The following is a 17493-nucleotide window of genomic DNA, read 5'->3' as shown; positions in this document are numbered from 1 at the left end:
GGAACTATGGCCCAGAGATTAGAAAAGATTAGGGCGGATTTAGAAGCCGCCAAGGAGAAACGTGCCTGGTGGGATAATCGCATCAGGTATTTAGAAAAAAAGCTTTCGGACGAGGAAAAGACCATCGTCCATGACATTGTAAAAGCTGCAGATTTGACGCCGGACGAGCTGGCACAGGTAATCGCATATGCGAAGAATCATTTGCCAGGCAACGCACCAATCACTGCAACATCAGATGAAACAAAGGAGGAAATCGATGAAGAATAAAATCAGATTAATTACTGTGGCAGCTGCTCTTTTGATAGGCTCTATGCCACTTACTGCATTTGCGCAGGTGCCTGACAATGTGGACACATCCGTAATCGATGAGGATACTGAAACTATAGAGGATGATCACACTCCACTGACACCAGATGGAAATATGACGTTAGTGGATGACATCACTACATCCGATGGTCATGCCAAGCAGTTTATGACAGTGACAACCAAGAGTGGTCACATCTTCTATATCATCGTAGACCGCGATGATAAGGGAACCAACACAGTACATTTCCTGAATCAGGTGGATGAGCGTGATTTGATGGATCTCATCAGTGATGAGGATAAGGAAGAGATTGAAGCTGCTACCGGAACCAAGGTGGAGCCGAAGACTACAGAAACTGAGCCTACAGATGCTACTAGTGAGGATACCAATCAGGCGGATAAGACCTCGAAGAAAAAGACAGCTGGTCCAAATCCCATCCTGGGTCTTTGCATTGTGCTTGGTCTTGCAGGTGTAGGTGGATTCTACTGGTATAGTAATCGCGATAGCTTCAAGCGTAAGAAGAACGGGGAAGATCCGGACAGCGATTATGCTGATGATTATATCGAGATGCCGGATGCAGAAGATAAGAAAGGAGATGAGTAACTATGGAATTTGAGCTTAAGAATGTAGAGGCGACAACTCGTCGCCTCATAGGATTTCAGAAGGGGCTTCATTCTGTGATGGCTGCTAAGGGTGTGAAAAAGGAATCTGTCATCAAGAGACTCAACGCCTACAAGCAGATGTAAGGAGGTGCGCTATGGATGGACTGGATATTGCAAGCAAGAGACTTGCCAAGGAAGAGGAGCTGACACCGGTGGAGGAATCCATTTTGGAACAGCATACGATTCATTCCAAGAAGAATCATCTAAAGGCAGTGGAGGATGCTATCGAAGGAAATGATAATAACTTCGACGGTATCATCAACAACATGCCAGAGGATGCACCGAGCGAATCTACCCTGAAGAAGGCCAAGGAGTATGAGAAGTTGATTGAGAAAAAAGATGAGGTGGTGAAAGTTGCAAAACCGCACAAACAAGATCTCGGTGAGATTGTCCGATAGTGAGTATCGTCGGATGCGTAACAAGATGGAAGAGCTGGGTGTCACAAACATGAGTAACTACATGCGAAAGATGCTATTGGATGGGTACTGTGTGAAGGTGGATACCTCTAGTATCCGTGAGATGGCATATCTGATTCGTATGTGCTCTAACAATCTGAACCAGTATGCCAAGAAAGCAAACGGTTTGGGTGAAATCTATGAATCAGACATCAAAGATTTACAGAAGAGGCTGGATGATATCTGGAGTGGCACCAGAGAACTCATGCGAAAATTTGCAGCCATCAAGTGACCATCAAAGAACCATCAACTTTATTTGGCATCCTTGCCTTTTCAAAATCCACAGCATAGACTAAAGACAAATGAAAGAAACGGGAGGTATGGACATGGTGATTTTAAGATTCTTATTAAAGCTTTTAACCTTACCACTTTTATTGGTAGTGGACATAGCACTCTTAATCACAAAAGCATCTCTTTGGCTTAGCGAAGTAGTCGTAGGCCTTGGAATATGGATTTGCATCATCGTAGGACTGTTCTGTTTGTTCGACGGTCTTTATCCATGTGCCATAGCTTTCGGTGTGATGCTGCTACTCATCTTTATAGGTCTGTTTGCAGCATGTGTCATCGAGTACTTCTTTGAGTCTGTGCGTGGAGCATTGAAGCGGATTTAAAATTGAATACTGTTAGTGAAGGGCAGTCTTTCTATTGAGGGGCTGTCCTTTTTGATTGCAAAAGTTTTTAAGGAGGAATGCGATGGCTGCAACGAGACTGATGGCACTGCATATCGTTCGAGATAGGACATTGGCAGAGAGCCTGAAGGAACGTATGGACTATACGGAGGATGAGCTTAAGACGGAGCAAAAAAGATATATATCAACCTATGGCTGTGATATTGAAACAGCTGATGAAGAGTTTTTGCTTTCCCATCGAGAGTATCATGCCAATGTTAGAGACATACGTAAGAAAGAGATTATTGCCTATCAAATCCGGCAGTCATTTAAGCCAGGAGAAATCACGCCAGAGAAGGCCAATGAGATTGGTTATGAACTTGCTATGCGATTCACAAAAGGTGACTACGCATTTACGGTATGTACCCATACGGACAAGAAGCATATCCATAACCATATCGTGTTTAATGCAATCTCGATGGATGGAAAAAAGAAGTTCAGAAACTTCTACTATTCGGGGATAGCAGTGCGCCGACTCTCTGATGTCCTATGTGGAGAGAATGGTTTGTCTATCATCAAGCCTGCACCTTACGCGGAACGAAAAAAGAATGGCAGGTATTCAAGAAAGGGACATTTTTCAGATAAGAGACTGGAGTTTCTTAAGGATATCGAGGCGAAGGTTCAGGAAGGAAAAGGCAAGGGCTATGTGAATTGGGCGAAGAAGTTTAATGCCAAGCAGATGGCAAAGACCATCCTTTTTTTACAGGAGCATAAGATATCTTCCTACGAAGAACTAAAGGCAATCACTGATGAGCGTTCAGGTAAGGTAAGGCAACTCATGGATTCCATGAAAGCGAAGGAGGCACTTCTCGCAGAAAACAAGAAGTATCAAAAAGCTATCGTTGATTATGGTAGGACTAGGAAAACTTTTGTGGCGTATAAGAAGAGTGGCTACAGTAAAAAGTTCTACGAAGAACACGAGGCAGAGCTTTTGATTTATAAGGCTGCAGAGGAAGTGTACAAGAATGCTCCAGGTCGCAAAATTCCACCTATGCAGGAATTACGAGAGGAGTATGGTCGGATTTTAGCTGAGAAAAAAGCAGAGTTCCTAGAGTATGCCCAGATCAAAAAAGACATGAATGAGTACCTGATAGCTAAGAAAAATTTGGAACTCCTATACCAGCAGGAAGAGGAGAAAAATGAAAGAGAGGGTCGCGATAAGCGAACCCGAAACTCACATCAGAAGGATGTGTTGTAAGAGCCGCCTACGCATTTGTCGGACAAATGCACTGCTCGCCACAACGACACTTTCGCGTTAGCGGAACACTAGAAACATTACCCTAAGGAGGATCAAAAAGATGAAAGTAAACGTTAAAGCAAATCAATTAGAAGCAACTACTAACAATGTGAAGGGCCTTTGCACAGTTACCTTCGGGGATAGCTTCGCTGTCAGAAATATCTCCATCGTGGAAAGTAAGAAGGGAGGCACCTTCGTATCTATGCCAAGCTTCAAGACTAAGACTGTGGATGATGAGGGCAATCCTATTTTCAAGGACATTGCTTTTCCTATCACCAAGGAATTCAGAGAGGAGCTTTATAGCAAGATAATGGAGAGCTTCGAGTCCAAGGAGCCGGTAGAGTTCGAATGGGAGTAGTGAACGCTGAAAATTAAATAGGAGGTATGACTATGGCTGATACAGATAACAAGTCAAAGGTAGAGGAGATCACGGAACAACTGGAGCAGGGGTTACGTGATCTTTTTAATTCTGAGAAGTACAAGACCTATCTTACAACCATGTCCAAGTTCCACTACTACAGCTTCAACAATACCTTGCTGATTGCCATGCAGCGCCCGGATGCCACTTTGGTAGCCGGGTATGGCGCCTGGCAGAAGAACTTCGAGCGCCATGTAAAGAAGGGTGCCAAGGGAATCAAGATTATCTCTCCTGTGAAGCTGAAGGTGGATGTGGAAGATAAGGATGCCCCGGAGGAAGGTGCTACAAAGCAGATCGAGGTAACTAAGTTCAAGGTGTCTACAGTATTTGATGTGTCTGATACGGAAGGCAAGGAACTGCCAACCATCGGAGTAGAGATGCTATCCGGTCAGGTGGAGAAGTATCACCAGATGATTGATGCCCTCACAAAAATATCCAAGGTACCTATCGAATACCAGGATATTGACGGTGGCAGCAAGGGGTACTTTTCACTGAAGGACCGTAAGATTGTAGTGCAAAAGGACATGACTCAGGTACAGACGTTAAAGACGCTAATCCATGAAATCGCTCACTCCAAGCTGCACGATTATCCGCTGGATAAATCGGATGAGAATGGAATGGAAAGGAAGGATAAGCGCACTAAAGAGGTAGAGGCTGAATCCGTAGCCTACACCGTGTGTCAGCACTTCGGGGTGGATACTTCGGACTATTCTTTCGGTTATATTGCAGGCTGGAGCTCCGGTAAGGAACTGGATGAACTGAAATCATCCATGCTGACCATCCGAAAGACTGCCAGTGAAATCATCTCTGATATGAATACTGAGATTGCTATGAGCCAGCACCCATTGGAGGAGACCTTGGATAAGGAAGAACTGGCTCTGCAGGTAGGGGATAAGTACCTGGCTATCCAGAAGTGTGATGAAGGTTACGACTACACTTTCTATGATGCCAACTACCATGGATTGGATGGAGGTGTCATCGAGAATAAAGATGCACCAATTGCCATTGTTGCAGCAGAGGTGATTGCAGCAGAAGGCCTGGGCAGTGTCAAGCCGGTAAAGGAAGTGGACTATGACAAGCTTCATGAAGATGCCGCTTACACTGCAGCCTACGAGATGGAAACTATCGCAGAGAAGAAGCCATCTATCCTAGGACAGTTGAAAGACAAGTTCGGGCTAGTGGAAGGCAAGCATGAGCATGGGAAGATGAAGTCGGATAGGGATGAGTGTAGATAGGGAGGAAGACTATGGGAAAGAAGAATGTAGATCCAAGCCAGGTACCACTTATGAAGAGTGAGATGGTTGCAGCAGCGTTTGAGATTTTGATGGAGGCATATATTAAGAGCCTGGGGCGTTGTTCTTCAGGTCAGAAAGTGACCATCACCATCAAGAGTTACAATCGCTATATCAAGTTCTCTGGATTCAGGGAGTATTTTGATATCTGTTTCTATAAGAGTGGCGACATCGATATCAAGATGCGTGAGTCTTGTCATGCAGATTATCTGGAACGTATTTACGAATACAAAGAGGATAGAACACAGCAGGAGGTATTCCTTGAAAAACTCAAGAATGGATTTGCTATGCAGATCATGGATGTAGCGAATTGCAAATTAATTGATTATCACAGCTTTATGGATATGCTCCATGGGGACTGGCACTTCAAAGAATCGTATGATTATTTCAATAAGTTGGTGGAAGGTTGCAAGGTTTAGGAGGTGCCATGGAAACATATATTATCGAGCTTTTTGATGGTAAGAAAAGAGTTGGTAAAGAAAAGATACGCACCGATGATTATGACGATGTGCTGAAGCGTGTGGCTGAGATTGTTGCTAAGACGAATCACAGAATAGAAATCTGGGATAGTGCAGCGTATAAGCATCGAAATAAGGATGTGTGCAGGTAGTTATTGGGCCGGTCTCACTGTGGTGGGGCCGGCCCTATTTTTGTTAAAAATTAAATAAGTTGTTGTTTTTGCAAGGCTTTATAAAGCATTGCTCTACCGGAATAATTCCAATAGGCGCAGTCTTGTTCCATAAACAACCATTTGATTGCAAGTAAGATGATTGCAATTGGTCTTTTTGAACCTTCAAAGTCATGAAAATAAATATCAGAGACTTCAGATAAATCTACATCTTCACAGTTATAGATTTTTTCTATCATAAATGAAATGTTATCATATTCTCCTGGATAATGAGACCGACAATCGTCAAGTGCATCAAATATATCTTGATGGCTTGGACATGAATATCTGCGTTCTTTCTTAAACCACATTCCATCAACGTTGACAGTAAAATCAAATCCCTTATTGAGCTGAGTGGGACGTTTTAGGTATATTCCATATTCTCCGTAGCTTTCAACATTATATCTGTAGCGAGAACAGTTAGTTCCAGTTCCAGTTCCACATTCTTCTTCAAGCATACTTGTAATTAAGGATTTTCTTTTTTGGGTTCTATCGCCACTAATTAAATTATAACTGATTTCGTGTTCACTCATGTTTTATGCACCTCGTTTTCTTTAATTAATTACATACCTAACATACGTCTGATATCGAAAACGAATTGCCTCTGAAAATAGAATGCATGGTTCTTATCGGAAACATAGCGATTATAAATATTAGAATAGATGGCATTATAAGAACCATCTTTTCGCTTGCTGTCTTTACTTCTTACCTGAATGTGTCTCCCATTTGATGTATGGATAAACCCATCTCGACTGGTCTCGATACTATGTTTAAGTTGTTTGCAAATGCTATAGTAATCATCTTCCCAAATATCCATAAGAGAAGAAAATTCATTTCGTTCAAGGTCAATATGAATTGGCGTAAAGAATTTCCAGTCATGTGGGTCACCATCTTTACAGACTGGAACATAGAGTAGGTTGCTGATTTTTTCGTAAAGATGAGTGTTTTCAAAAGGTTCTTCAGTTAGTAATTCGTCTATAATACTGCTTATTTGAGTGATAAATACTGTCTCTTTTGGATTACCGAAAGAATCACATTTATTTGTTTTTAATTCCCCATCTTCGAAATCAAGATTTGCACTATCTAATCTTTTTCCAAGAGCTAGTTCAAGTAATTGCCCAGTTTTTCCCTTATTTACAATAATATTTTGAATATCCCGTTCAGAAAAAAGTTCAGAAAAAGGAATATTAGCTAAACGTTGAATTTTGCTTTCTGCTTCGTGTAAATACATGTTAAATCCCTCCAAATTTGCAAGTTTTTAAATAGCCATAATGATAAGATAGTCTTCCGAAATAATGGAGTTCAACAGATGTAAGTATTTACAACGTGAAAATGTTAAAATGTAAGAAAATATTTACATCAATAAAGTTAGGTGTTATATTAATAAAACAGAAGTGAAGATTTATAGAGAGGGGCAAAAGAATGCTATGGCAGAGATTTCAGAGAAATTAAAAATGGCACGTAAAGCTGCTGGAATGCGACAGGAGGATGCAGCAGAAAGTATGGGAATGCTTAGAGTTACATTGAGTTCAATCGAATCAGGGAAACGAAGGGTGAGTACAGATGAATTAGTGAAGTTTTCAAAGCTATATAATGTTGACCCTAATTCTTTGCTTGAATTTAACTGCGATAAGGCTGCCTTTTATAGAAGAATTAACTCGTATTATCAATTTTTAAGTTTAGAACAGAAATTCTCAGAACTATCAGATGATGATAAACAGGAAATATTGGACATTATAGACTTAAAATTGAAGAAAATAAATTCAAAGAAGGATGATTCCACTAATTTAAATAATTAAGAGACAAATGTAAATAAAGTGCGTTTTTATGAATATAAAACTAACTCTACAGGAGATAATGATATGAAAAAGGAGATAACCAAATGGGAACCTGAAGATTTTTGTCTGGAATACAACACGGTATGGAGTTTTCCAGATAGAGGCAATTGGGCTACGCATGACAGTAAGTGGCGGGGAAACTGGTCGCCATATATTCCAAGAAATATTATTTTAAGATATTCCAAGGAGAATGATTGGGTATTAGATCAATTTGCTGGGGGTGGAACAACACTTGTCGAAGCAAAACTTCTAAATCGAAATGTAATTGGTGTTGATGTAAATGACTTGGCTTTAGAGCGATGTGTAAGAAAACTAGATTTTAATTATAGTGGGGGCCAAGGAATTGTAAAACTAAAAAAAGGAGATGCTAGGAAACTCGACTTTTTAAAGGATAATTCTATTGATTTGATTTGTACACATCCACCATATGCAAATATTATAGATTATAGTAATGGAAAAAATGTAGAGGGGGATTTGTCATCGTATGATGCACAAAATTTTTTACATGAAATTGAAAAGGTCGCAAAGGAAAGCTATCGAGTCTTGAAGAAGGGGGGATTTTGTTGTGTTTTAATGGGAGATATAAGGTGTAATGGTAAAGTTTTCCCATTAGGGTTTGAGGTTATGAAGCGTTTTGAAGCTGCGGGATTTAGTATGAAAGAAATTGTAATTAAAGAACAACATAATTGCCGCTCAACGGACTACTGGAAAGAAATAAGTGTGAAAAATAATTTTTTGCTATTAGCACATGAGTATTTGTTTATTTTAAAAAAATAGATGAGGATATTATCCACATCTATTAATTTAAGCCGATCCATTGTAATGGAATCTCATTAAAAAAGTATTTACAACCAGTATATTCGATGTATTCAAGAACATCTTTATATACAGGTTGCTTAAACCAGTCGTTAAAAACATAGATATATTCTACTGAATAGTTTAAGGGTGAAAATAGTTTTTCATATTCCTTTTTTTTGAAATCACACCCAGGTAGCTTTTCATCGACAGAACCGGCGCCATTCTGAAATTTCTTTTCGATTATGTAAACGGTTTTGTTAGTAAAATTAATAAATGCTTCATCTGGTTGCCATCCTTTTGAATTATATTGCTTGTAGTCTATGTTATTAGGATAAAGAAATTCAGAATATATCTTTTTTTTGGGAGCAGATAGTCCTATTTGAATATCGTTATAATAAACCTTGTTGTTCACGATGGAATATCCAACAGACATTAATGCAGTGTTTAAATCGGTTGTTTGTTCAAATAACAATCCATTGGCATTTGTTTGTGCTCCGCCGCCATATTGATTTGCTTGTCTAGGCATTGTTAATTCCCCTTTCTTGGTGCCAGTATTTTTGGTGTTGTTGAGCTGGCTTTATGTATTGTTATAAGCTATATATGCTCGTTTTCTGACATGAATAGTTTGTATGTTGGGACATCAAGTGCATTTGCTATTTTTTGGACATTATTAAGTGAAATACTTCTTTGTGAGCGTTCTATGTCACTTATGTATGTACGATGAAGTCCAGATATTTCAGCTAGTTTTTCTTGCGAGATATTCTTAGCTTGGCGGTATTTTTTTACGTTGGTTGCGAAAGTATCTAAAATATCCATATCATTCCTCCACGTTTTATTATTTGATTGTGAATACAATAAGTCTACAGACAATAAGTTACAGTATACTCTGATAGGCAATTATACCTTTAAAGCCACATGTAAAAATATTAATGCGTTCGTACGAAATTTTAGAATAACCACGAATATCTTATGATATAATGTGAAGGGTCTGTAAAATGCATGCTTTTGAATAAGGAGATAGAAAATGGCTGTATCTTACAAGAAGCTTTTTAAGCTCATGATTGATAAAGATATGAAAAGAAAAGATTTGATTAAAAAGACAGGACTAAGCTATGCTACAATCGCAAAATTAGAAAATGGTGATAATGTTCAAATGGAAGTATTAGAAAGAATATGTCAGGAGTTTAAATGTCAGCTTAGTGATATTGCAGAAATTACATTTGATTGATCTATGTCCATATTATGGGACAAGGAGCTATGTATAATATAAAAGATTTAATTTTAGAATATTTAATGGAAATGGAGTAATACGTAATGGAACCTTTTGTAAAATGGGCTGGTGGGAAAAGACAGCTTTTAGATAGGATATGGGAAAGAACACCTAATAAGTTTGACACATATTATGAGCCTTTTATAGGTGGTGGTGCGGTGTTGTTTCGATTGAAACCACAGAAAGCAGTTATTAATGATACTAATGAGCAGTTGATAAATATATATCGTCAATTAAAGACGGATCCTCGTGCGGTTATTAGGGCGGTAAATATTCTTGATAAAGGACCATGTGATAAGGAATATTATTTAAAGAGAAGAGAAGAATATAATCAAAAAATTCAAAATAAAGAATTGGACGCTGAGTGCGCTGCCTATATGATCTGGATTAATAAGCATTGTTTTAACGGACTATATCGTGTAAATAACAAAGGCTTATTTAATGTTCCTTATAATAACAAACAGCTTGGCAAATCAATTGATGAGGCTAACTTAATGAGCATTGGGTATTACCTTCAAGAAGCAGACGTTCAAATTCATTGCATGGATTTTGAAGAAGTTTGTAAGGGCATAGGGAAAAATGATTTTGTGTATTTTGATTCTCCGTATATTCCGGTTAGTGAGACTGCTTCATTTACAGACTATACAAAAGATGGTTTTACTTATGATGACCATGTAAGATTGTCTAAGCTATATAAGAACTTGGCGGATAATGGAGTCAAATGTATGCTTTCAAATCATGATGTTGATTTAGTTTATGAATTGTATGATGGCTTCAAAATAGAGTCAACGGATGTAAAACGAAACATAAATAGTAATGCTAAAAAGAGAACTGGTAAAGAAGTGATAATTACAAATTATGAAATATAAGATATCTGGAACAAGTCCTTTTTATGAAGATAACAATAGTCAATTATATCTAGGAGATACTTTTGAACTATTAAAAAAGTGCAAAAAGGAATCTGTGGATTTAATTTTTGCAGATCCGCCTTATTTTTTGTCTAACGATGGTATCACATGTAAGGGCGGTAAAATGGTATCTGTTAATAAAGGGGCCTGGGATAAGATAGATTCTGTTGAAGAAAAACATAAATTTAATCGAAAATGGATTAAGTTATGCAAAAGGGTGTTAAAGCCAAATGGTTCGATTTGGATAAGTGGAACACTTCATAATATCTATTCAATAGGAATGGCTTTAGAACAAGAAGGGTTTAAGATTATAAATAATATTACTTGGCAGAAGACAAATCCGCCACCTAATTTGGCTTGCAGATGCTTTACACACAGTACAGAGACTATTTTATGGGCTCAAAAGAATGATAAAAAATCGCGTCATTTATTCAATTATCAGCTTATGAAAGAGCTTAATGGTGGAAAGCAAATGAAAGATGTGTGGGAAGGTCCATTGACGCCAAAGCGTGAGAAAAATAATGGCAAGCATCCCACACAAAAGCCAGAGTATTTATTGGAAAGAATATTGTTGGCTTCATCAAATGAAGGTGATGTGGTGCTTGATCCATTTTGTGGCAGTTCGACAACAGGTGCTGTTGCAAAAAGATTAGGGAGAATCTATATTGGCATAGATAATAACGAGGAATATATAGATATATCGAAAAGGAGATTAGAGAATGCGCAACTTTGAGGAATGGCTTAGTACAATGCGCCCTAGTATAAATCAATATGACTATTATGTAGATTTTAATAAAGTTTACGATAATGTTGAAGCAATCAAAGTAGAGCTTAATATTCTGAACAGCTTAATTGGTTCTAAAAATATTGAAGAAGATATCAGAAGATTAATTGAGCGATACCCCGAGGTTATTAAATGTATTCCAACATTATTAGCGGTAAGACAATCTGAGATTTATGCACAGGACGATGATGGTGCATTTAATTATAATTTCAATAAAATGAATTATGATGTAGACCAGTACATCGTTTTTATGAAAAAAACGGGATTGCTTGAATTAATCTCTAATCACTTGATTAATAATTTGGTTGATTATTGTCTAGGAATTGAAGTTGGACTTGATAGTAACGGCAGAAAGAATCGTGGTGGACACCAAATGGAGGATTTGGTTGAATCCTATCTTCAGAAGGCTGGTGTTGAGTACTATAAGGAAATGTATCTTACAGAAATTGAGGATAAATGGGGTGTTGATTTGTCACCTATTTCCGCAGAAGGTAAGAGTACAAAAAGATGGGATTTTGTAGTAAAAACACCAGAGAAGATTTACGTTATTGAAACTAATTTTTATGCTGCAGGCGGCTCTAAGCTCAATGAGACTTCAAGAAGTTATGAATTGATAGCTCAGAAAATGAAGGAAGTAAATGGGGTTGAGTTTATTTGGGTAACTGATGGTGGCGGATGGAAATCTGCTAGAAAGAATCTTTCAGAAACTTTTGATGTTTTGGAAACGTTATATAACATCAAGGATATGGAAGATGGTGCATTAAACAGACTTTTTGCGTATGGAAAAGAGATTTCTGATACTTACAAAAAATAGAACATTAAAAAACGAGGGGGAATAAGATGGATATCAAAGAAATTATCGAATGTGCGCTAGATGGACAAGCAATACTGTTTTTAGGTTCAGGGTTTTCTGTAGGTGCAAAAAATTTTACTAAAAATGGTGATTTCCCAATAGGCTCAGGCTTGTGTGAGGTCCTAATTGAGGATGGGAAAATAGATGTTGAAGGTGAGCCTGAAGCTGATAAACAGGATCTACAGTATATTTCAACTAGGTATTTAGAAAATAATACAAAAAGAGATTTGCTGAAGGTATTGAAAAATTGTTTTAATTGTAAGGAGGTTTCTGAAGGGCATAAAGTAATTGCTTCACTTCCTTGGAAAAAAATATATACGACCAATTATGATGATGTTATGGAACTTGCATCAAAAGCAGTAGGTATAAACAGGGAAGGTGTTCATAGTAAGAATAAAATTGGAGATATTTATAGTCGAAAAGATGCAATTATTCATATAAATGGCTTCATAAATGGGGTTAATGAAGATGATTTAGAAACTACATTTAAGTTGACACAGAATTCATATGCGAAAAAAACACTTTCTGATAGTGATTGGGCAGTTGCACTTCATACGGATATTAAAAATGCGCAGGCTGTTGTATTTATAGGCTATTCTTTGGATTGTGATCTAGAATTAAAACAGATATTTGCTTGCGATGAGAAATTGAAAGATAAGTGCATTTTTGTTGACTATAATCCTAGCAGGAGAAAAATTACTTCGATGCAAGCTTTTGGAGATATTTATCCTGATGGAACCGATTGTTTTGCTAAAGTCATACAAGATGTCAAAGCAAGTTATAAGCCAGATGAAAAAGAATATAAGCTAAAATCTTTGACAATTGAGAAGGCACCGTTAAAGCTTGCCCAGAAAGTTGATGCTAGTGATGTTATTAGATTATTTGTAAATGGAATGGTTGATGACGCGATTGTTTATTCGGCTCTTGAGTCAGAGTATATATTTAAACGGGATTATACAGAACAGATTTATGCGTTTATTTCTGGTGAGGGTAAAGTTGCGATAATTCATTCGGATTTGTCGAATGGAAAAAGCATTATTGCAAAACAACTGATGGTGATGCTTAACCAAAACGGAGATGTATATTCATTGAATAATAATGCGGATACTCAGTTGGCTGATGATCTTGAGTATTTATCAAATAAGAAAGGAATGCACTACATATTTGTAAGAAATTACAATCAAGTTATTGATGGTAATACTTGGAATATTTTATGTAGATATCAGTTTAGTAATATTAAATATATTTTTACAGCTAGAAGTTACATCAACGACAATTTCTATTATAGAGTATCAAAAGATATGCACTTATCATATGATTCATTAGGAATGTATGATGTTAATGAATTGAAAGATGCTGATATAGATAGATTTGACAAATTGATTTCTAATTACGGCTTGTGGGGCAAAAATTATACTACCAATACTAGGTCAAGGTATGGATTTATAAAGAAGAAATGTAGAAGTGAGGTAAAGTCTGTACTTTTGGAACTATATAAATCACCAGCTGTTACTCAGAAGGTTGATTTAGTTATTCAAAATATCGTTAAAGATGAATTGGCTAAAAAAGTATTATTATGTGCATTTGTTTGTAATATTTTATCTATTCCAATAGAGGTAGATGACCTTGCAATTATATTAGGAGTAGATACTGTTAACAAGATTTTCTTTGATAAATATGCGGAATTAAAGGAATTATTATTAATTGAAGGAAATAAAATAGGCTTAAAATCGTCAAGTGTAGCAACTTATGTTATAAATGCGAATAACTATAACGATGAAGTGCTTGAAATAGCTAATGGTATAGTAAACCATTTCTGTAACCATAGTTACAACCAACAATATGCGCATATATTGAGGTTTATGATTTCATTTTCCAATTTGCGATTAATATTTAATCGTAAGGATGCTGATTTGAAAACCAAATATATCAACTTTTATGAAAATGCTAGAAAAACAGGATTTTATGATGATAATCAGTTTTTTTGGATACAATTTGCGATAGCTGTTATGGAAGTTGAAGACTATAACGCTGCTGAAATTTATTTAAATAATGCAAGTGCATTATCACATAAAAAAATAAATGATGATTCATATCAGGTGGATAGTTTACGCGCGAGATTATTACTTGAACGTACAATTGTTTCAGGAGATAAGGAAAATGCTTTTAAGAATTTTGAGCAGGCACATAGATTGATATGCTCAAATAAAACACCTGAAAGACATTATCCATATCGCCAGGTTAGTCATTATGTTGATTTTTATGAGACATTTTATGCTTGCTTTTCAGATAAGGAAAAAGTGTCATTTATGTTTATGTGCACTGAAATGCAAAAGAAAATTGAGCTTTATTTGAATAGGGTAAGTGATTATGAGAAGAATAGTCGTCGTATAAATCTTTTTATTAAGGGTATTTCTGATAATTTACAAATAATAATCAATAAAATGGCGGCTGAGGCTAAGTGATTAGTTTGGTTATGGACTTAGAAAAGTAATAGGATGAATAATTTTTAGTGCGTGAGAAGGATGGATATGAGCTAAGGAGCGTTAAAAGCTTGTTAGCTCATTTTTCTATTATAAAGATACATGAAAAGTGTGCACAATATCAATATTAAACAACGTACACAAAATATGTACACAAATTGAGGATATGCGCTTATAATAAGGATTGATATAGTGATTATATCAACGAAAAAGGAGCAAAACCTTATGAAAAAATACATGGATATTCGTGAAGAAACAAATCAAAGAATAGGTTCATATCTTGGAAAACTTATTGATTCAAGATATAGAAAACGTAGCGATTTCTATCGTGAATATTTAAGGCATGAAGGGATAAATCCAGATGCTGAAGAAGTTCGCAAAATGGGAAATCGATTTTCTCAAATATTCATTGGAGAAAAGAAGGGATTACAGATTCATGATCTCTTGATTGTTACTGATATCTTGGGTATTTCATGTGAGGAATTGTTAACTTGTGGTAAGGCGTATAGACCGGTTAGTGGGCATATGACTAATTATGAAATAGCTTTTTCTAAGAATCCTAAGGTATGGAAAAAGTATATGGCTTCTGAAGATAATTTGTTTTTGAATTCCGATGAGTATGGCAAGACCGTTGTTGATTACGCTTTAGATTTTAAGAACTATTCGTTTATCCACTGGCTAATGGATGAAGGCTATATTTCTTTTGATGAAGAGAAGTGGTACGGCACATCATTGTTTCTTGCTAAGACAAAGATGAAACGCAGGGATATTAGATTTATTGATTCTGATTTTCCACCACAGGTAACTGAAGAAGAGCAGCTTAGAACCAAACTTGTGGCTCTAGCTATAGAAAATGGTGATATAAAGATTATGGAGGAAATGAAGGGGCGGGAGATTCCGCTTTTATACGAGATGACATACGTTAACGTAAAGCCGGAGAATCGTTATCTCGATGATGAGCGAATGATTGAAGCGATTGCTTGCTCCGATAATGAGATAATCCTTGATTATTTCTCAGAGGAATTCCAGATTGTAACTAGATCCAAGTGTGTGGGACAGTATTTGTATCCTAATCTGGGATATGTAATTGATTCTATGCTGGGGGATAAAGAAGCTAATAAAGATGTGGTTCACATGATGATTAGACGTGTAGTTGAGCATAATAAGAAAGCATATGAAGCTATTTCTAAGAACGTGGAGGCATTCTATCAAACTAGGATAAAGGATTGGCCTGGTATTATTCCGGAAGATATTGCAAACACATATAAAGAACAGACGATGTGGTGTTATCATTTTGATGCTGAAACATCCATTGTTTCATTTATGGATACTAGTGTAGATGGTGTTAGAACAAATGTTATTCATATTAGTGAATCATCCAGTATTCCTTCATTGAGAAGTTTAATTGATGAAGCAAATGAATGGTATGAAAAGCTTGCTGGTTTTGAAGAAATCTTTATTCGTAATGCAGCGCTAAAAAAGCAATAAGCTAAGGAGGATTAACTATGTCAAAGTGGGCTTTTAATTATGATTCTGGAGAATACGAAGATATCGATCGTTATGGCTTTAGTTGGACCCGTGGTGAGTATACTTATAACTGGGATGACAGCGAGTATCGACGTGAAGAAGAGGAGGAGCGTCGCAGACAGGAAGAGGAGGAAGAGAATCGACGACAGATGTTTGATAACGATAATGAGTGGTAGTAGATAACTAAATCTTACTGCGGTAAGAAATGTTCTTACCACCGTAGTAAGAAGTTTTCTTACAATAATGGTGTAGCACTTTCGCGGGAGAATAGGAGGTGTTTTCACCATGGACACTTTAATGACGGGGAAGGACTTTATTGCTCGATTAGATGAACTCTTGAACGAAAGATGCATGTCAGATAGTGATATTCATAAAAAGGTGAAGCTGTCGTCAGGAACAATAAGCAAGATGAGATCTAATGGCAGTGATCCAACATTTAGAACCATTCAACTGGTATGCATAGCGTTAGGCGTATCGCTGAGCGAATTTTTTGATACTAATAAGAAACCACAAAACGGAGATTATTTCTCTGAGTATGAGTTGGAGCTTGTTGCTTTATCTAGAAAAGCAAATCCTGAACAAAAAGGAAGACTCCAGGCATACGCTGAAGGTCTTGTTGGGAATTAAATAGCAGAATTCGCGGCGGAATTGAAATCTTATAGTTGTTTATTAAGCGAGAAGATTGGAAGCAATTCCAGCCTTCTCGTTTTTTGTTATTTAGAAAAGGACATTGTTGGAGGGAGGCAAGGTTATGTCAAAAAATGAGCAGCGCATTGATAACTGGTGTATGCGAGAAAATTTTGAACCGACGTTAGTGCTAGAATTGACAAGGGTGCTTTTGGAACATTTCCGGAGCGGATTAAAAATCTCAGATATGTTTCATCCGAATCTTAAAGAGGAGGATCTGAAGAAACAAAAGGATACTATGAGGCGAGATTTCTTAGAAGCGATTCGCTTGCCGGTAGATGATTCCCTGGATCTTCAGGACAGACTATTTCAAGAACTTCGAGACTGCCCGTGGATGCGACCGTTGATAGAGCAAGTCTTAGTTGAGATTGCAGCTACTGTTGATGAAGGACAGCTGTACAAACGGATTATTGAGAACTATTACATGAATGATAATCCAATGTCCAATGATGAGATGACGAAGGCAGAGAATCTTTCATCAGCATCTATTGAGCGTAAGAAGCGCGAGGCAATCAAATGCTTTGGAATAAGCATGTACAGATATGCTTATCGCAGGGAATGCGAGGAAAGTGAAAAGGAATCAAATAATGGAAGCAAGTGAGCTATAGGCTGCTGTTTTGCATGTAGATGTGAGACAGCAGC

The 17493-nt window shown here is 37.1% G+C and carries 26 protein-coding genes; 22 read left to right on the top strand and 4 right to left on the bottom strand.

Annotated elements, in window-relative coordinates:
• The first annotated feature begins 6 nt into the window (after positions 1 to 6).
• The 11 genes from BMZ41_RS11785 (at position 7) to BMZ41_RS11740 (ending at position 5646) form a co-directional block, all read left to right on the top strand.
• On the top strand, positions 7 to 267 hold the full coding sequence (locus BMZ41_RS11785; protein WP_090529877.1) for a DUF4315 family protein: 261 nt from the start codon (positions 7 to 9) through the stop codon (positions 265 to 267).
• Positions 257 to 907 (top strand): DUF4366 domain-containing protein, encoded by a 651-nt coding sequence (locus BMZ41_RS11780; RefSeq protein ID WP_090529874.1) that lies wholly within the window; start codon positions 257 to 259, stop codon positions 905 to 907. The genes BMZ41_RS11785 and BMZ41_RS11780 overlap by 11 nt, the downstream gene beginning before the upstream one ends.
• Positions 908 to 909: 2 nt before the next feature.
• The gene (locus BMZ41_RS15680; RefSeq protein WP_155895651.1) at positions 910 to 1050 is read left to right on the top strand and encodes a hypothetical protein; all 141 of its coding nucleotides are present in this window, start codon (positions 910 to 912) and stop codon (positions 1048 to 1050) included.
• 11 nt (positions 1051 to 1061) lie between these two features.
• Entirely contained in the window at positions 1062 to 1364 is a 303-nt protein-coding gene (locus tag BMZ41_RS11775; protein ID WP_031558144.1) for a DUF4316 domain-containing protein, read from the top strand.
• Positions 1365 to 1377: 13 nt separating this feature from the next.
• Positions 1378 to 1653: a plasmid mobilization protein gene (locus tag BMZ41_RS11770; RefSeq protein WP_177184216.1), complete on the top strand. Its 276-nt coding sequence runs from the start codon at positions 1378 to 1380 to the stop codon at positions 1651 to 1653.
• Positions 1654 to 1747: 94 nt separating this feature from the next.
• Positions 1748 to 2032 (top strand): hypothetical protein, encoded by a 285-nt coding sequence (locus BMZ41_RS11765; RefSeq protein ID WP_031558149.1) that lies wholly within the window; start codon positions 1748 to 1750, stop codon positions 2030 to 2032.
• A gap of 82 nt (positions 2033 to 2114) precedes the next feature.
• Positions 2115 to 3287, top strand: coding sequence for a relaxase/mobilization nuclease domain-containing protein (locus BMZ41_RS11760; protein ID WP_090529869.1), 1173 nt, complete (start codon positions 2115 to 2117; stop codon positions 3285 to 3287).
• Between the two features lie 100 nt (positions 3288 to 3387).
• Positions 3388 to 3684, top strand: coding sequence for a SpoVG family protein (locus BMZ41_RS11755; RefSeq protein ID WP_090529866.1), 297 nt, complete (start codon positions 3388 to 3390; stop codon positions 3682 to 3684).
• 32 nt (positions 3685 to 3716) lie between these two features.
• A complete protein-coding gene (locus BMZ41_RS11750) occupies positions 3717 to 4979 on the top strand; it encodes an LPD16 domain-containing protein (protein WP_090529863.1) in 1263 nt (420 codons plus the stop codon).
• Positions 4980 to 4990: 11 nt separating this feature from the next.
• A complete protein-coding gene (locus tag BMZ41_RS11745; protein ID WP_090529861.1) occupies positions 4991 to 5455 on the top strand; it encodes a hypothetical protein in 465 nt (154 codons plus the stop codon).
• Between the two features lie 8 nt (positions 5456 to 5463).
• Entirely contained in the window at positions 5464 to 5646 is a 183-nt protein-coding gene (locus BMZ41_RS11740; RefSeq protein WP_090529858.1) for a hypothetical protein, read from the top strand.
• 50 nt (positions 5647 to 5696) lie between these two features.
• Here the strand turns inward: BMZ41_RS11740 and BMZ41_RS11735 are convergent, their stop codons facing one another.
• Together BMZ41_RS11735 and BMZ41_RS11730 are read right to left on the bottom strand one after the other, a co-directional pair.
• On the bottom strand, positions 5697 to 6236 hold the full coding sequence (locus BMZ41_RS11735) for a hypothetical protein (RefSeq protein WP_090529855.1): 540 nt from the start codon (positions 6234 to 6236) through the stop codon (positions 5697 to 5699).
• Between the two features lie 29 nt (positions 6237 to 6265).
• The gene (locus BMZ41_RS11730) at positions 6266 to 6934 is read right to left on the bottom strand and encodes a MutH/Sau3AI family endonuclease (protein WP_090529852.1); all 669 of its coding nucleotides are present in this window, start codon (positions 6932 to 6934) and stop codon (positions 6266 to 6268) included.
• A gap of 196 nt (positions 6935 to 7130) precedes the next feature.
• Here BMZ41_RS11730 and BMZ41_RS11725 point away from each other — a divergent pair, with 196 nt between their 5' ends.
• Positions 7131 to 7502: a helix-turn-helix domain-containing protein gene (locus BMZ41_RS11725; RefSeq protein ID WP_090529849.1), complete on the top strand. Its 372-nt coding sequence runs from the start codon at positions 7131 to 7133 to the stop codon at positions 7500 to 7502.
• A gap of 63 nt (positions 7503 to 7565) precedes the next feature.
• Positions 7566 to 8318 carry a TRM11 family SAM-dependent methyltransferase gene (locus BMZ41_RS11720; RefSeq protein WP_090529846.1) on the top strand — a complete coding sequence of 251 codons (753 nt, stop codon included), beginning with the start codon at positions 7566 to 7568 and terminating at the stop codon, positions 8316 to 8318.
• Between the two features lie 22 nt (positions 8319 to 8340).
• Here the strand turns inward: BMZ41_RS11720 and BMZ41_RS11715 are convergent, their stop codons facing one another.
• Together BMZ41_RS11715 and BMZ41_RS11710 are read right to left on the bottom strand one after the other, a co-directional pair.
• Positions 8341 to 8865: a hypothetical protein gene (locus BMZ41_RS11715; protein ID WP_090529843.1), complete on the bottom strand. Its 525-nt coding sequence runs from the start codon at positions 8863 to 8865 to the stop codon at positions 8341 to 8343.
• A gap of 68 nt (positions 8866 to 8933) precedes the next feature.
• Positions 8934 to 9155 carry a helix-turn-helix domain-containing protein gene (locus BMZ41_RS11710; protein ID WP_090529840.1) on the bottom strand — a complete coding sequence of 74 codons (222 nt, stop codon included), beginning with the start codon at positions 9153 to 9155 and terminating at the stop codon, positions 8934 to 8936.
• Between the two features lie 208 nt (positions 9156 to 9363).
• Between BMZ41_RS11710 and BMZ41_RS11705 the strand changes: the two genes are divergently transcribed.
• The 9 genes from BMZ41_RS11705 (at position 9364) to BMZ41_RS11665 (ending at position 17452) form a co-directional block, all read left to right on the top strand.
• A complete protein-coding gene (locus BMZ41_RS11705; protein ID WP_090529837.1) occupies positions 9364 to 9567 on the top strand; it encodes a helix-turn-helix domain-containing protein in 204 nt (67 codons plus the stop codon).
• 86 nt (positions 9568 to 9653) lie between these two features.
• Complete coding sequence (locus BMZ41_RS11700) at positions 9654 to 10478, top strand: DNA adenine methylase (RefSeq protein ID WP_090529835.1); 825 nt, start codon at positions 9654 to 9656, stop codon at positions 10476 to 10478.
• Positions 10468 to 11250 carry a DNA-methyltransferase gene (locus BMZ41_RS11695; RefSeq protein WP_090529833.1) on the top strand — a complete coding sequence of 261 codons (783 nt, stop codon included), beginning with the start codon at positions 10468 to 10470 and terminating at the stop codon, positions 11248 to 11250. The genes BMZ41_RS11700 and BMZ41_RS11695 overlap by 11 nt, the downstream gene beginning before the upstream one ends.
• The gene (locus BMZ41_RS11690) at positions 11237 to 12115 is read left to right on the top strand and encodes a type II restriction endonuclease (protein WP_090529830.1); all 879 of its coding nucleotides are present in this window, start codon (positions 11237 to 11239) and stop codon (positions 12113 to 12115) included. Before BMZ41_RS11695 ends, BMZ41_RS11690 begins: the two co-directional genes overlap by 14 nt.
• Positions 12116 to 12141: 26 nt before the next feature.
• Positions 12142 to 14619, top strand: a complete 2478-nt coding sequence (locus BMZ41_RS11685; protein WP_090529826.1) for an SIR2 family protein — start codon at positions 12142 to 12144, stop codon at positions 14617 to 14619.
• Between the two features lie 243 nt (positions 14620 to 14862).
• Positions 14863 to 16125, top strand: coding sequence for a hypothetical protein (locus tag BMZ41_RS11680; RefSeq protein ID WP_090529824.1), 1263 nt, complete (start codon positions 14863 to 14865; stop codon positions 16123 to 16125).
• A 17-nt stretch (positions 16126 to 16142) separates the two neighbouring features.
• Positions 16143 to 16340: a hypothetical protein gene (locus tag BMZ41_RS11675; RefSeq protein ID WP_090529822.1), complete on the top strand. Its 198-nt coding sequence runs from the start codon at positions 16143 to 16145 to the stop codon at positions 16338 to 16340.
• A 109-nt stretch (positions 16341 to 16449) separates the two neighbouring features.
• Positions 16450 to 16791, top strand: a complete 342-nt coding sequence (locus BMZ41_RS11670; RefSeq protein ID WP_090529819.1) for a helix-turn-helix domain-containing protein — start codon at positions 16450 to 16452, stop codon at positions 16789 to 16791.
• A gap of 124 nt (positions 16792 to 16915) precedes the next feature.
• Positions 16916 to 17452, top strand: a complete 537-nt coding sequence (locus BMZ41_RS11665; protein ID WP_090529817.1) for a hypothetical protein — start codon at positions 16916 to 16918, stop codon at positions 17450 to 17452.
• The last annotated feature ends 41 nt before the right edge of the window (positions 17453 to 17493 follow it).

This window comes from Pseudobutyrivibrio sp. UC1225 (assembly GCF_900115215.1).
Lineage (GTDB): Bacteria > Bacillota > Clostridia > Lachnospirales > Lachnospiraceae > Pseudobutyrivibrio.
The sequence above is the reverse complement of the archived record's forward strand: the minus strand, read 5'-3'. Positions and strand labels throughout refer to the sequence as shown.